This window comes from Bradyrhizobium australafricanum, from assembly GCF_020329495.1.
In the GTDB taxonomy this organism is placed as follows: Bacteria; Pseudomonadota; Alphaproteobacteria; order Rhizobiales; family Xanthobacteraceae; genus Bradyrhizobium; species Bradyrhizobium australafricanum.
Genome location: NZ_JAGKJL010000014.1, coordinates 1 through 14,070 on the forward strand (window position 1 = coordinate 1; position 14,070 = coordinate 14,070).

16 protein-coding genes are annotated in these 14,070 nt (G+C 64.9%); 7 read left to right on the forward strand and 9 right to left on the reverse strand.

From position 1 onward, the window contains the following. A partial coding sequence (locus tag J6525_RS14610) for a transposase (protein WP_225642577.1) occupies positions 1 to 218 on the reverse strand: 218 nt, incomplete at its 3' end. A gap of 421 nt (positions 219 to 639) precedes the next feature. Between J6525_RS14610 and flhA the strand changes: the two genes are divergently transcribed. Next, positions 640 to 2,772, forward strand: coding sequence for a flagellar biosynthesis protein FlhA (gene flhA / locus J6525_RS14615; RefSeq protein ID WP_225645217.1), 2,133 nt, complete (start codon positions 640 to 642; stop codon positions 2,770 to 2,772). 385 nt (positions 2,773 to 3,157) lie between these two features. Further along, positions 3,158 to 3,358, forward strand: a complete 201-nt coding sequence (locus J6525_RS14620) for a hypothetical protein (RefSeq protein WP_092090232.1) — start codon at positions 3,158 to 3,160, stop codon at positions 3,356 to 3,358. A gap of 278 nt (positions 3,359 to 3,636) precedes the next feature. Here the strand turns inward: J6525_RS14620 and J6525_RS14625 are convergent, their stop codons facing one another. The 4 genes from J6525_RS14625 to fliI form a co-directional block, all read right to left on the reverse strand. Beyond that, positions 3,637 to 4,605 (reverse strand): anti-sigma factor, encoded by a 969-nt coding sequence (locus J6525_RS14625; protein ID WP_225645218.1) that lies wholly within the window; start codon positions 4,603 to 4,605, stop codon positions 3,637 to 3,639. A gap of 3 nt (positions 4,606 to 4,608) precedes the next feature. After that, the gene (locus J6525_RS14630; protein ID WP_028335734.1) at positions 4,609 to 5,154 is read right to left on the reverse strand and encodes a sigma-70 family RNA polymerase sigma factor; all 546 of its coding nucleotides are present in this window, start codon (positions 5,152 to 5,154) and stop codon (positions 4,609 to 4,611) included. 211 nt (positions 5,155 to 5,365) lie between these two features. After that, on the reverse strand, positions 5,366 to 5,785 hold the full coding sequence (gene fliJ / locus J6525_RS14635; protein ID WP_016848565.1) for a flagellar export protein FliJ: 420 nt from the start codon (positions 5,783 to 5,785) through the stop codon (positions 5,366 to 5,368). 108 nt (positions 5,786 to 5,893) lie between these two features. Continuing rightward, positions 5,894 to 7,219: a flagellar protein export ATPase FliI gene (gene fliI / locus J6525_RS14640; protein ID WP_225645219.1), complete on the reverse strand. Its 1,326-nt coding sequence runs from the start codon at positions 7,217 to 7,219 to the stop codon at positions 5,894 to 5,896. Between the two features lie 367 nt (positions 7,220 to 7,586). Between fliI and ctrA the strand changes: the two genes are divergently transcribed. The 5 genes from ctrA to J6525_RS14665 all read left to right on the forward strand — a co-directional run bounded on the left by ctrA (position 7,587) and on the right by J6525_RS14665 (position 10,828). Beyond that, the gene (gene ctrA / locus J6525_RS14645; RefSeq protein ID WP_016848562.1) at positions 7,587 to 8,288 is read left to right on the forward strand and encodes a response regulator transcription factor CtrA; all 702 of its coding nucleotides are present in this window, start codon (positions 7,587 to 7,589) and stop codon (positions 8,286 to 8,288) included. A gap of 169 nt (positions 8,289 to 8,457) precedes the next feature. After that, complete coding sequence (locus J6525_RS14650) at positions 8,458 to 8,862, forward strand: DUF350 domain-containing protein (RefSeq protein WP_016848561.1); 405 nt, start codon at positions 8,458 to 8,460, stop codon at positions 8,860 to 8,862. Between the two features lie 16 nt (positions 8,863 to 8,878). Then, positions 8,879 to 9,310 carry a hypothetical protein gene (locus J6525_RS14655; RefSeq protein WP_092090229.1) on the forward strand — a complete coding sequence of 144 codons (432 nt, stop codon included), beginning with the start codon at positions 8,879 to 8,881 and terminating at the stop codon, positions 9,308 to 9,310. Positions 9,311 to 9,418: 108 nt separating this feature from the next. Then, positions 9,419 to 9,637 carry a hypothetical protein gene (locus J6525_RS14660; protein ID WP_225645220.1) on the forward strand — a complete coding sequence of 73 codons (219 nt, stop codon included), beginning with the start codon at positions 9,419 to 9,421 and terminating at the stop codon, positions 9,635 to 9,637. 33 nt (positions 9,638 to 9,670) lie between these two features. After that, positions 9,671 to 10,828: a glutathionylspermidine synthase family protein gene (locus J6525_RS14665; protein WP_225645221.1), complete on the forward strand. Its 1,158-nt coding sequence runs from the start codon at positions 9,671 to 9,673 to the stop codon at positions 10,826 to 10,828. A gap of 166 nt (positions 10,829 to 10,994) precedes the next feature. Here the strand turns inward: J6525_RS14665 and J6525_RS14670 are convergent, their stop codons facing one another. From J6525_RS14670 to J6525_RS14685, 4 genes are all read right to left on the reverse strand, one after another. Continuing rightward, on the reverse strand, positions 10,995 to 11,867 hold the full coding sequence (locus tag J6525_RS14670) for a CheR family methyltransferase (protein WP_225645222.1): 873 nt from the start codon (positions 11,865 to 11,867) through the stop codon (positions 10,995 to 10,997). Beyond that, positions 11,864 to 13,030 carry a protein-glutamate methylesterase/protein-glutamine glutaminase gene (locus tag J6525_RS14675; protein WP_225645223.1) on the reverse strand — a complete coding sequence of 389 codons (1,167 nt, stop codon included), beginning with the start codon at positions 13,028 to 13,030 and terminating at the stop codon, positions 11,864 to 11,866. Before J6525_RS14675 ends, J6525_RS14670 begins: the two co-directional genes overlap by 4 nt. 130 nt (positions 13,031 to 13,160) lie before the next feature. Further along, a complete protein-coding gene (locus tag J6525_RS14680; protein ID WP_018273268.1) occupies positions 13,161 to 13,526 on the reverse strand; it encodes a response regulator in 366 nt (121 codons plus the stop codon). Positions 13,527 to 13,589: 63 nt separating this feature from the next. Beyond that, positions 13,590 to 14,060, reverse strand: a complete 471-nt coding sequence (locus J6525_RS14685) for a chemotaxis protein CheW (RefSeq protein WP_225645224.1) — start codon at positions 14,058 to 14,060, stop codon at positions 13,590 to 13,592. Positions 14,061 to 14,070 lie beyond the last annotated feature (10 nt).

Genomic DNA, 14,070 nt, shown 5'->3' on the forward strand with positions numbered 1-14,070 from the left:
GGGAACTCCTGCGGCAACGCCCGCCACTGGCAGCCGGTCGAAACGATATAGAGGATCGCTTCGATCACACGACGCAGCTCCGTCTTACGCGGCCGGCCGCGCCGGTTCGCTCGCGGCAACAGGCGTCTGATCAGCGCCCACTCCGCATCGGTCATATCGCTTGCATAACGCAGATCGTCCCGCCGATATTGCTCCCGAGTGATCTTGGTCCAGGGCATCGTGCTCTCCCTCGAATCTTTGCAAATCCGATGGAATCACACCCCACTGAGATCACTTACCCATTTTTCAGTCAGGCTCTCAGGATGACGCGTTGTTGCGGGGCAAAATCCTGGTCTGGACCCTCATGGTGAGGGCGGCGCATCTCGACCACGAGGCCCTCTCACCCCTGCTTCCGGCCGCGAATCCCCCTGCCGGCGCCTGCGACGACCCGTGCGGTCGCGCGAAAGCCCTTATTAACCCTTTGCTAACCATACACCCGGCAAGAATTGCCGAGTGAAGTCGAGTGTCGTCGAACGCGTCTAACGGGCGGAGATCCCCGTGAACGCCAGCGCGGTGCCTCACTTTCGGAACGGCGGCCCTGCGGCCGTCGCGCAGACGCTTGGCGGCCGCAGCCGCCAGTCGCGGGGGAGAGCGGCTACCATGGTCGACGTCACGGCGGGTCAGGGCACGGCAGGCAAGAGCGGATTGCCGAGCCTCGGCGAGATCGGCGACATCCTGAAGCGCGGCGATATCGCGCTGGCGATCGGCGTCCTCACCATCCTGGTGGTGCTGATCCTGCCGCTGCCCTCGATCGTGCTCGACCTTTTCCTGGCGGTCTCGATCACGGTCTCGATCCTGATCCTGATGACCTCGCTGTTCATCCAGGCGCCGCTGGAATTCTCGTCGTTTCCGACCATCCTGCTGATCTCGACCATGCTGCGGCTGTCGCTGAACATGGCCTCGACCCGGCTGATCCTGAGCCACGGCCATGAGGGCACGGCGGCCGCCGGCCACGTCATCGAGGCGTTCGGCAACTTCGTGATGGGCGGCAACTTCGTAATCGGCATCATCGTGTTCGCGATCCTGGTGATCGTGAACTTCGTGGTCATCACCAAGGGTTCGGGCCGCATCGCCGAAGTCGCCGCACGCTTCCAGCTCGACTCGATGCCCGGCAAGCAGATGGCGATCGACGCCGACCTCTCCGCCGGCCTGATCGACGAGAAGGCCGCCAAGGAGCGCCGCAAGGCGCTGGAAGACGAGAGCGGCTTCTTCGGCGCCATGGACGGTGCCTCGAAATTCGTCCGCGGCGACGCCATCGCCGGCCTCCTGATCGTCGGCATCAACATCGTCGGCGGCATCATCATCGGCGTCGCCCAGCAGGGCCTCACCTTCAGCGAAGCCGCCCGCACCTACACCGTGCTGACGGTCGGCGACGGCCTCGTCACCCAGGTGCCCGCGCTGATTGTCTCGACCGCCGCGGGCCTCCTGGTCTCCAAGGCCGGCATCACCGGCGCCGCCGACAAGGCGCTGATGCGCCAGCTCTCCGGCTATCCGCAGGCGCTCGGCATGTCGGCCGGCGTGATGCTGGTGCTGGCGCTGCTGCCGGGCATTCCGACGCTGCCGTTCCTGGCGCTGGGCTCCGGCGCCGCGGTGCTGGCCTGGAACGCTCGCAAGCAGAAGCGGGCTGCGAAGGCGGCCGAAACGGCCGCAGCCGCCGCCCCTGCTGCAGCCGCGGCCGCTGCCGCTGCAGCCGCGGAAGAGCCGATCGCCGCCGCGCTGAAGATCGACGACCTCAAGATCGAGCTCGGCTACGCGCTGCTGCCGCTGGTCAACGGCCCCGACGGCACCGACCGCCTGACCGAGCAGATCAAGGCGCTGCGCCGCTCGCTGGCCATCGAGATGGGTTTCGTGATGCCGGCGGTGCGCATCCTCGACAACGTCCAGCTCGAAGCCAACAGCTACGTCATCAAGATCAAGGAAGTCGACGCCGGCACCGGCAAGATCTGGCCGAGCCAGTTCATGGTCATGGACCCCGCCGGCAACCAGGTGCAACTGCCCGGCATCCACACCATCGAGCCGACCTTCGGCCTGCCGGCGACCTGGGTCGACGCCGGCCTGAAGGAAGAGGCCGCGCTGAAGGGCTACACCGTGGTCGACGCCGCGACCGTGCTGTCGACGCATCTGACCGAGCTGCTCAAGACCAACATGGCGGACCTGTTGTCCTACGGCGAGGTGCAGAAGCTCTTGAAGGACCTGCCGAAGGAGCAAGGCGAGCTGATCAAGGACATCGTGCCGGGCCAGGTCACGGTGTCGGGCATCCAGCGCGTGCTGCAATTGCTGCTCGCCGAGCGCATCTCGATCCGCGATCTCTCGACCATCCTCGAAGGCATCGCCGACGCGCTGGCGTTCTCGCGCAATCCGGCCACCATGGTCGAGCACGTTCGTGCCCGGCTGGCCCGCCAGATCTGCGCACAAAACACCTCGCCGAACGGCTATTTGCCGCTGATTGCGCTGTCGGCGCGCTGGGAGCAAGCGTTTGCGGAGTCGATCGTAGGCACCGGCGACGACCGCAGCCTGGCGATGCAGCCCTCGAAACTGTCGGAGTTCATGACCGCCGTGCGCAACGCCTTCGAGCAGGCGGCACGCGAGGGCGAGGCGCCGGTCCTGGTGACGTCGGCCGCGATCCGGCCGTTCGTTCGCTCACTGGTGGAACGGTTCCGCTCGCAGACCACCGTCCTGTCGCAAGCCGAGATCCATCCCAGGGCCCGGCTGAAGACGGTCGGCAGCGTCTAGAGTCTGTTGTTCGAAAGCGTTTTTTGCACGCGAGCCGGGCGTCCACTTCGCGCAAAAACGCGCTAGCGGCCGCAAATCACTTGCGTTTTCGTCTGTGCTTTCTCGCCACAGGCAACTGATTTATGCAGAACAGGCCGGAACGGCCCTATCTGGGATGCAGCATCCCAGTTTAAGATCAAGATACTGATATTAAATAGCTTTAATGCGTCCCAGATTACCAAAAGGTCATTTTTGATCGCGCCCGATCACGTCTCATCACGGGCTTGTGATGGCCTCTAGGGAACGGAATCGGCAAATCCTACGTTAGCAGGGCACGAGACGTTGAACCGGACAACAGACCGAACCGACAGATTTACTGAGAGCAGGAAGGCGGCAGGAGACTTCCATGAACCACTCGATCTACAGCGCCGATCGTATGACGCATCTGAAGATTGTGGTTGTGGCGTTGTTCGCGGGTATCCTGGTCGCGGGCTTCGGCATCGCGGCACATAATTCGTCGGATGAGGGATACACGCAGACGGCGCGGGTCATGAAGGCCGGCAAGCCCGTCGCGATCACCAGCACCAGCAACTCGCTGGTCCGCTAACAGGAGAGTTTCACGAATTCACGTAGTGTTCTTTACAGCCCCCCAAAGTCGCTGCGTGGATATTTAAGACCCCCAACTACCCCCAAGTTGACTATCGAAAACGCCCGCTCCCCACGGGCGTTTTCTTTTTTTGTGCGGGTGGCCGACGCGACGTCTTATCCACGTCATTGCGAGCGAAGCGAAGCAATCCACTGTCACCGCTCGCTCGGAAGCATGGATTGCTTCGCTGCGCTCGCAATGACGAGCACCTTGGATTCAGTTGCTGCAGCAGATGCAAATTATCGCGGCGGCGAAGCCGACGAGCCCGGCACGGTCTCGATCAGCTTGCCGGTGAAGATCGGCGCCGAGGTCGGCTGGCCGTTCGGCGAGCCGCCGGCCTGCTCGACGGTCACCGCATAGGTGGCGCCGTTGATCACGTCGGGATCGTAGCCCGACAGCACAGGCCGCGCGGTGAAATCATCGGCGCCGATCACGCCGAGCGAGCGCGGCTGCGGCAGCTTGTCGGAGATCAGCCAGAGCTCGAAACTCTTGCCGGGCTCCGACGGGGCGCCGACCTTGCGGACGGTAAAATTCTTGGTGGCGCCGTCGATGGTCATGATGAAGGCCGGCCCGCCATTCGGCCCCTGCAGCAGCGCGACATATTGCGCCGACGGCGTCAACGCTGGCGCCGGCGTCTTCACTTCGACGGTCTGGATGCGCGGCTTCGGCCGGATCGCATTCGGCAGAGCGTCGGGCTTGTAGATCTGCAGGCCGAGCGTCACCAGCAGCGCGGCCGCGATCGCGGTCGCGGCCGACGCGATGCCGCGCCAGCGCTTCACGCGGCCCGTCAGCGCAGTCACGTTGCGTTCGTCGAAGATGACCCGCGGCCGTCGGGCCTCGGGCAGCCTCCGGGGCTCGGGCGACGGCGCAGGCTCCGGATCGAACGTCGAGCCGAATTCGGGATCGTCCGTGACTGGCGAAGGCGGCGGCGTCACCGTCGTGGCCGGCGTCTCCGGCAGCACCAGCGGCGCCTGCGGCGTGCTCGTGTGGCCGATCGCCGCCTTGATGTTGTCCCAGACCACCGGACGCGGCTCGACCAGGCCGACCATCTGGTTCAGCGGCCCGAGCCTGAACTGCCAGGCCTGCACCAGCGCTGCGAACTCGCTGTCGACGGCCATCATGGTCTCGACCTGCGCGCGCTCCTCGGCATCGAGCGTACCGAGCGCATATTCCGCGGCGAGCGCGATATGGTCTTCGCTATAGGCCATCAATCAAAGTCCAAGACACTCCCGGATATCCATCAGGCTGCGGCGCAGCCAGGTCTTCACCGTGTTTACCGGCGTCTCGAACTTTGCGGCGAGTTGCTCGCGGCTCCAGCCGTTGTAATAGGCGAGCAGCACGAGCTTCTGACGATCCGGCTCCAAACGACCGACGCACTCCAGCAATCGCTTCAACTCTTCCGTCATCTCCCGTCGCGCCAGCGGATCGGGCTGGTCGGCTGCGACCTCCATCGCCGCCGGCTCTTCCTCCAGCGAGGCCTCGCCGCGCTTGCGCACCACGTCAATGGCGCGGTTGCGCGCGATCGACGTCATCCACGTGATCGGGGATGACAGGGCTGGGTTGAACTGCCCGGCGCTGTTCCAGATCTTGACGTAAGCCTCCTGAATGACCTCCTCGGCGAGGTCCTGTCGCCGCAAGATACGGAGCACGACGCCGAAGAGTTTCGCGCGGGTCGCGGCGTACAGCCGCTCGAAGGCGGCCTCATCCCCCTTGGCGACGGCGGCGATCAGCCAGACCAGCTCAGCCGGCGTCAGCATCTTGCGCCCTCCAAGCCCCGATCCCCCATCGCCTCATTGCCACCGTGCTGCCGATCATCCGTCCTGACCGGTGGTAGCATATTTTGGGACACCACGATCCGCCAAGGGGCTAACAAGTGGCCGGCAAGTCGGCGGCTTGTGGACAGCGCCCAGCAAAAAGCCCGGGCGATCGGCCCGGGCTCTCAATCTGGTCAGCGGAGGGAGCGAGGGTTCAGGCGATGACGCCGAGACGGGCCCGCATCAGGCCGATCGAATCCATGTCGGCTTGTTCGCGAGCGCTCTCCTCCGCGCGTTCGCGCGCCTGGTCGCGCTCGTCGAGCAACTCGACCTTCTTCAATTCCTCGAATGCCTCCGACAGCAGCGCCTTGGCGTCGTCGAGCTGGGCGCGCAGTTCGTCGGCCGAACGGGTCAGGTTCTCGCGGCGCTGGATCGCGGCCTTGGCATAGGTCGGATAGGCGAAGTGCGTGGGGTCGTTGATCCCGGCGCGCTCCTGCTCGGTCTGGATCTCGCGCTCGAGCTCGACCGACATGCGCTGGAAGTCGGCGATCATGCCTTCGATCTGGGTAACCCGACGGCGCTTCTCGTCGACCTGAAATTTCTTCAGGCGAATCAGCGTTTCACGTGACTTCATCGACTCATACTCCCCAGAAGTCCCAAATCTGAACGCGGGACAGAGCCGGCTCCCCGCTGGGCCCCGCCGGCATAGCTATGGTGTGCCGGCGATGATGGCCTGACAAAGTTAGCGTTCCGTTTCCAAACCCGACAGGATTTGAGCCAGTTGCCGATAGCCGTCGGGAAGGCTGGTGGACTCTTCCTTGGCCTGACGCAGGTAGGCCTCGAGCGGCTCATGCAGCCGGATCGCCTCGTCGACCTCCGTGCTGGAACCCGGCCGGTAGGCCCCGAGCCGGATCAATTCCTCCATGTCGGCATAGGTCGCCATCACCTGCCGCGCCTTGTTGATGTAGGGCAGGAAGTTGGGGTCGGCCGACCGCGGCATGGTGCGCGACACCGACTTGAGGATGTTGACCGCGGGATAGCGGCCGCGCTCGGCGATCGCCCGCTGCATCACGATATGGCCGTCGAGGATGCCGCGCACCGCGTCCGCGATCGGCTCATTGTGATCGTCGCCGTCGACCAGCACGGTGAAAATCGCGGTGATGGTGCCGTCGCCGGTGCCCGGCCCTGCCCGCTCGAGCAGCTTCGGCAATTCGGTGAACACGGTCGGCGTGTAGCCCTTGGCGGTCGGCGGCTCGCCCGCCGAGAGGCCGATCTCGCGCTGCGCCATCGCAAAGCGCGTCACCGAATCCATCAGGCACAGCACATCCTGGTCCTCGTCGCGGAAATATTCCGCGATGGCGAGCGTCAGATACGCCGCCTGGCGCCGCATCAGCGCCGGCTCGTCCGAGGTCGCGACCACCACGACCGAGCGCGCCAGCCCCTCCTCGCCGAGATCCTCCTGGAGGAATTCCTGCACCTCGCGGCCGCGTTCGCCGATCAGCCCGATCACCGAGATCGCGGCATCGACATTGCGCGCCAGCATCGACAGCAGCACCGACTTGCCGACGCCGGAGCCGGCGAAGATGCCGAGCCGCTGGCCGCGGCAGCAGGTCAGGAAGGTATTGAGACCGCGCACGCCGAGATCGAGCGGCGGGCCGACCCGCTTGCGCGAATGCGCCGGCGGCGGCGAGTTGCGGTAGGACATCGGCGAGGCGCCCTGCACCAGCGGGCCCTTGCCGTCGATCGGCTCGCCCATCGCGTTGACGACGCGGCCGAGCCAGGCCGGCGACGGCCGCACCTGGCTCGCCGCATTGGCGATCACCGCGCGGCAACCGCGCCTCACGCCATCTAATCCGCCGAACGGCATCACCACCGCGTTCTCGCCGGAGAAGCCGATCACCTCGGCGGGGATGAAGCGGCCCGCGCCGACGTCGATCACGATGCGGGCGCCGACCGACATCGCGTGAATGGGGCCCGCGATCTCGACCATCAGCCCGCGGACGCCGACCACGCGGCCATAAATATTGACGCCGTCGATGTCGCCGATCTGCTCCGCGAGCGCCTTCATTGCGAAAACCTTAAGTTTCCGCTTTTTTGCTCCGGCCGCTTAACTTCGTGTTTACCCGCATCATTAATCATTGCGTCACTGTCTTTGGTGACTGAGGTCGCTTGCCCATCAGAAGAAGGGCGAGTCGCGAGAGTCGGTTAGGCCCGTCTCTTAATGTGGAAACTGAACGGACGCGGTTAGGAAAAGCTTCTTCTACGCAATATCTTAGGGCGATTCGACAAAAATTGCACGGTTAGAGCTTGCGCGGAGGAATCAGTTTTTGTTAACCATATCTCGTCAGGATCCGAATCAGTTGTTCAAAGGCGTTTTGTGAGTGCCGCAAGTGCGGCCGACCTGACGCCCGGAGCGGCGACTATAGGGGACTGGCATGCGCGTTTTGCTGATTGAAGATGACAGCGCCGTCGCGCAGTCGATCGAATTGATGCTCAAGTCCGAGAGTTTCAACGTCTACACGACGGACCTCGGCGAAGAGGGCGTCGATCTCGGCAAGCTTTACGACTACGACATCATCCTTCTCGACCTCAACCTGCCCGACATGTCCGGCTACGACGTGCTCAAGCAGCTCCGGGTGTCGAAGATCAAAACTCCCATTCTGATCCTCTCCGGCCTCGCCGGCATCGAGGACAAGGTCAAGGGTCTCGGCGTCGGCGCCGACGACTACATGACCAAGCCCTTCCACAAGGACGAGCTGGTCGCCCGCATCCACGCGATCGTGCGCCGTTCCAAGGGTCACGCCCAGTCGGTCATCCAGACCGGCGATCTCGTGGTCAATCTCGACACCAAGACGGTCGAGGTCGGTGGCCAGCGCGTGCACCTGACCGGCAAGGAATACCAGATGCTGGAGCTGCTCTCGCTCCGCAAGGGCACCACGCTCACCAAGGAAATGTTCCTCAACCATCTCTACGGCGGCATGGACGAGCCGGAGCTGAAGATCATCGACGTCTTCATCTGCAAGCTCCGCAAGAAGCTCGCCAACGCCTCCGAAGGCCGCAACTTCATCGAGACCGTGTGGGGCCGCGGCTACGTGCTGCGCGAGCCGCACGAGGCCGACGAGCGCATTCCCGCCTGACCTTCTGGGCGCCCGCAGAGAACCGCAAGGTTCGCTCCTTTCGACCTGAACCCCGCCGCAAATGGCGGGGTTTTTGTTTGGGATTGAACCGGCTGTCGGCATGCGCCGACCAAGGGAACGTGCAATCCTGCCTCACGCGAATCCCGACGAACTCCCGGACCGCCCCGACATGATCCTGCAATCCCTCGCCGGCCTGCCGGCGTTCCTGGTCTATTTCTGCACGGCGCTGATCGCCGTGGTCGCCTACCTCTTCGTCTACACGCGCGTCACGCCGCATGACGAATTCCAGCTGATCCGCGACAATGATCCGGCGGCGGCGATTGCGCTGGGCTTAAGCTTGCTCGGCTTCGTGCTGCCGGTGGTCAGCGCGATTGCCCATTCCGCCAATGTGGTGGACTGCCTGATCTGGAGCATCATCGCGCTGATCGTGCAGATCATCGTCTATTACATCGTGAAGATCCCGGTGCCGAACCTGTCGGCGCGGATCGCCTCCGGCGAAATGGCGCCGGCGATCTGGCTCGGGCTGTCCTCGCTGGCCGCAGGCGCGCTGAACGCGGCCTGCATGATCTACTGAGCCGTTGAGCCAAACCATGGCGCGCAAACCGAACCCGGACTTCGGCAAACGGCGACCGGTCGTGCCGGCGGTGCCGACGCCGCCGCGGCCGGATGCGCCATCCAAGCGCTCCAACCACGTCGCGCTGCTCTTGATGGGCACGCTCGCGGTCGGCGGCAGCGCCTACGCGCTGATGCCGCGGCCGAACTGCCAGCCGGTGCCGCCGACGCCGCCCGGCGTCACCGCACCGGGCGTCGCCACACCGGTCCAGCCACAACCCGGCGTCGACTGCACGGCGCGCAGTTCGTCGTCCGGATCGGGCGGCAGCAGCGGCTCGCGCAGCAGCTTCTACAGCGGCAGCTCGTCGTCGAGCGGCTCCTCCTCTTCCTCGAGCTCGTCGTCAAGCTCGTCGGTGAGCCGCGGCGGCTTCGGTTCGTTCGCGCATGCGTTCGGCTTTAGCGGCGGCTGATGCATGTTGCCGTGTCATCGCCGTGTCATCGCGCTTTCGCTTGCCCGGCAAACGCAGCTGATGGAAACTCGGCATGGCTCCGCAGACGGCAAGGCAGGGATTGCGTCCATGAAACGCTCGCGCCGCGTATGGCTGAAATTGATGGGAAGTATCGCGATCGGCGCGGCGTCGATCGGCCTGACGCCAAGCCATGCCCGCAGCGACCAGCATGCAGGACACGGAACGAAGGGAAAATCGGCGGAACGGTCACCCTCCGGGGGCTTCGGCGGCGCGCCGCGCACCATCGCCCGCTACGGCGACGACGATCCGTCGCACGGCGGAAGCTGACACCAGGCTGACGAGCGAACGCGGTTTCCCCTCATGCAACGCATCGCATGTCCCGAACGCGACGATTGGCGGACGACTGCCGAGAACGCCGGCTTCACCTTCCACACCATCGACGGCGAACGGTACTGGGACGAGCGCGCCTATTACGCCTTCACGCTGGACGAGATCGAGCGCTCGATCGAGGCGCCGACCGGCGAAATCGACGCGATGTGTCTCGAGCTCGCCGGACGCGCGGTCAGGGATGAGCGCTATCTGCGCCGGCTGAAGATACCGGAGGCGTTCTGGGATCTGATCGCGGCAAGCTGGCGCCGCAGGAATCCGAGCCTGTACGGCCGGCTCGATCTCACCTTCGACGGCCGCGGCCCGGCCAAGCTGCTCGAATACAATGCCGACACGCCGACCTCGATCTTCGAGGCCGCGGTATTTCAATGGACCTGGCTCGAACAGGCGATTGCGCGCAACATCATCCCGAAGCGCGCCGACCAGTTCAACTCGATCCACGACCGGCTGATCGAGGCCTGGAAAAGGATCAACGCGACCCACCCGCTGCATCTCACCGGACTGACCGGAAATCCCGAGGACGCCGGCACGCTCGCCTATCTCGAGGACACCGCGGCGCAGGCCGGGCTGAAGACCACGCTGCTCGACATCGAGGAGATCGGACTGCGCGACGACTGTCAGTTCGTCGACCTCGACGAACGCCCGATCGCGCTCGCGTTCAAGCTCTATCCGTGGGAATGGATGTTCCACGACGCGTTCGGCAAGAACCTCGCGACCGCGCCGACGCAATGGATCGAGCCGCCATGGAAGGCGATCCTCTCCAACAAGGGCATCCTGCCGCTGCTCTGGGAGATGTTCCCGAACCACCCCAATCTGCTGCCGGCCTATTTCGAGGACGACCCGCAGGCCGCCCAGCTCGGGACCTCGTTCGTGCGCAAGCCGATCTATTCGCGCGAGGGCGCCAATGTCGAGCTGGTCAGCGCCGGCGTTACGCTGGTCGCCGAGCAAGGCCCCTACGGCGCCGAGGGCTTCATCCGCCAGGCGCTGGCGCCGCTGCCGAATTTTTCCGGGCAGTATCCGGTACTCGGCAGCTGGCTGGTCGACGGCACGCCCTGCGGCCTCTCGATTCGGGAAGACGAGAATCCGATCACCGGCAACACCTCGCGCTTCCTGCCGCACGCGATCTTGTAGCCGCGTCCGTCAACGCGTCCCGTTCCCCGTCATCCTGAGGAGCCGCGAAGCGGCGTCTCGAAGGATCGACGGCCCGGCTGGTGGCCGTGCATCCTTCGAGACGCGCGCAAGAGCGCGCTCCTCAGGATGACGGACAAACAATTCACGATCGTTCAGGAAAACGGACTCACCGCGCGGCGGACGCAACCGCCTTCAGCACATGCAGCGCGGCGCCGGCGCGCGCGGCTGGCGCAGTGTTTGGCTGATAGAGCCCGCGCCGGTCGGGATATGGCCTGAACAGGTTGGTGATGCCGACCACGGATTCCGCCGCGCCAAGCGCCAGCACGCCATCGGGCTCGAGCATCCGGGACACCTTGCCGAAGATACCGGCCTTGGTCTGCTGATCGAAATAGATCAGCACATTGCGGCAGAAGATCACGTCGAAGGTGCCGAGATGCGACAGGTCCTGCAACAGATTGAGCTGGCGGTGCTGCACCATGCCGCGGATATCGGCGTTGAGCTGCCAGAGCTCTCCCTTCTGCACGAAATACTTGACCAGCAGCTGGATCGGCAGGCCGCGCTGCACCTCGAACTGGCTGAACAGGCCGGCCTTGGCCTTTTCGAGCACGGCCTGCGACAGGTCGGTGGCGATGATCTCGATCCGCCAGCCGGCAAACAGCGCGGTCATCTCCTTCAGCAGCATCGCGATCGAGTACGGCTCCTGCCCGGTCGATGACGCCGCGCACCAGATGCGCAAGCTACGGCGCGCCGCGCGGGCCTGCGCGAGCGCGGGCAGCACCGCTTCCTTCAGATGGTCGAACGGGATCTTGTCGCGAAAGAAGAAGGTCTCGTTGGTGGTCATCGCTTCGACCACCTCGGATGTCAGCAGCTCCGCGCCGCCCTTCATCCGCTGCACCAGCTCGGGAATCCCGGCGAGGTTCGACCGGCGCGCCAAGGGCAACAGGCGGCTCTCGACCAGATACTGCTTGTCGGCGGAGAGATCGAGGCCGGAACGCTCCTTCAGCAGCTTACGCAGATAGTCGTAGTCCAGCGGCGTCACGAACGGTCTCCCGCAAATACCCGAACAAGCTTCGGTGCGATCTGATTGAGCGGCAGCACCGCGGCGCAGATACCGGCATTGACCGCGGCACCCGGCATGCCCCACACCACGCTGGTCGCTTCGTCCTGCGCGATCACGCTGCCGCCGGCGGCGACGATGTCCTTGCCGCCGCGCATGCCGTCGGAGCCCATGCCGGTCAGGATCACCGACATGATGCTGCCCTGCCAGACGTCGATCGCGGAGGTGAACATCGGATCGACCGCGGGCTTGCAGAAATTGACCGGCGGTCCGTCGTCGAGCGCGATCGTGGCATCGATGCCGTGACGGGCAATCCGCATGTGGCGTCCGCCCGGCGCCAGATAGATCTGGCCCGGCTTGATGCTCTCACCGTCGATCCCCTCATGCGCCGGCCGCTTGCTGATGCGCGCCAGATGCTCGGCGAGAATGGTGGTGAAGGTCGGCGGCATGTGCTGGGTGATCAGCACCGGGAAGCGATCGATCACCGGGCCGATCTCGGCGACCAGCGTCATCAGCGCCTGCGGTCCGCCGGTCGACGAGCCGATCAGCAGCACCTTGGGCGGCAGCAGGCCGAACGAACGGCGCGTGGCCTGGGCCGGCGCCGTGTGCGCGGCAGCGGGAGTCGACGGACGCGGTCTGTCATGACCGGGCGCAAGCGGCGGGCTTGCCGTCGTGTGCACCGGGCCGCGCCGCGCCCTGGCGCCGAGATGACGGATCTTCTGGATCAGGTCGTGGCGGAAGGTTTCCGCGGCGGTGGCCTCGCGCGTGCTTTCCGGCTTCGGAATGTAGTCGGACGCACCGAGCGAGAGAGCCTTCAGGCTGATCTCCGCGTTGCGGCGGGTCAGCGTGGAGGCCATGATGACGACGAGATCGCGCTTTTTCGCCAGCAGCTGCGGCAGCGCCGAGATGCCGTCGAGGTCTGGCATCTCGATATCGAGCACCGCGACATCGGGGTTGATGCGCTCGAGCTGGTTGACGGCGTCGAGACCGGTGCGCAGCGAGGCGACGACCTCCATGTCGGGCTCGGCGCCGATCCAGCGCGAGATCATCCCGCGGATCACCACGGAATCGTCGACCACCATCACCCGCACCTTGTCGGAACGGGTCGATGTCGGGACCGCAGTACTTGTCAACGCAACACTCATGACTTCACCAGCGACGCAACACGACGCACAACAACCGTTGAGCCGAGGGCTTCTGCCGCCGGATCGAACGAAGAATCTAAGTCAGCATGGTCTTCTCGGAAAACCGGTTCCCACTTTTCCGGATCATGCTCTAAATGAGTCCGACTTCCTGGAACTTCGCGGTGACGATGTCCCGGTCGAACGGCTTCATGATGTACTCGTTGGCACCGGCATGCAGCGCGCGTGCGATATGCGCGACGTCATTCTCGGTGGTGCAGAACACGACCTTGGGCTGATCGCCGCCGGGCATGCGGCGGAGGTTGCCGAGAAACTCGTAGCCGTCCATGACCGGCATGTTCCAGTCGAGCAGCACCGCTTCCGGCATCGCGCGCTTGCAGGCCTCGAGCGCCTTGGCGCCGTCCTCGGCCTCGACGATCTGGAAATCGAGCCCTTCCAGGATGCGGCGGGCGACCTTGCGAATGACGCTTGAGTCATCGACAACAAGACAGGTTCTCATCTGCGACCTCTACTTCCTCATCCCCGGTGGGATGTTTCAGTTCTTCAGTTCGGGCGGCCCTGTTCACGCCGCTTTGGCGTCGGGCACCAGTTCGAGCACGCGATCGACATCGAGGACGACCATGAGCTGGCCGTCGAGGCGGTGGACGCCGCCGGCGAGCTTGGCCATGCGGGGATCGAGGTTGACCGGATTGTCCTCGCGGCTGCTTTCGGAGAGCCGCAGCACCTCGCCGATCTGGTCGATCAACAGACCATAGGATTCGCCGCGCTGGTCGACGCCGACCGCCATCGGCAGCTGGCCGTCGTCGGCCTTCGGCAGCCCGAGCCGGGCGCGCATGTCGACCACGGTGACGATGCGGCCGCGCAGATTGAGCACGCCGGCGATCTCACTGGAGGCCAGCGGCACCCGCGTCAGCCGCTCCGGCATGAACACGTCCTGCACCCGCGAGATCGGCAGGCCGAACAGCTGCCCGCCGATCACGGCGGTGACGTATTCGGCCATCGCGCCTTCACCGGTCTCGCTCTTGCTGGTCATCAATTCGTTT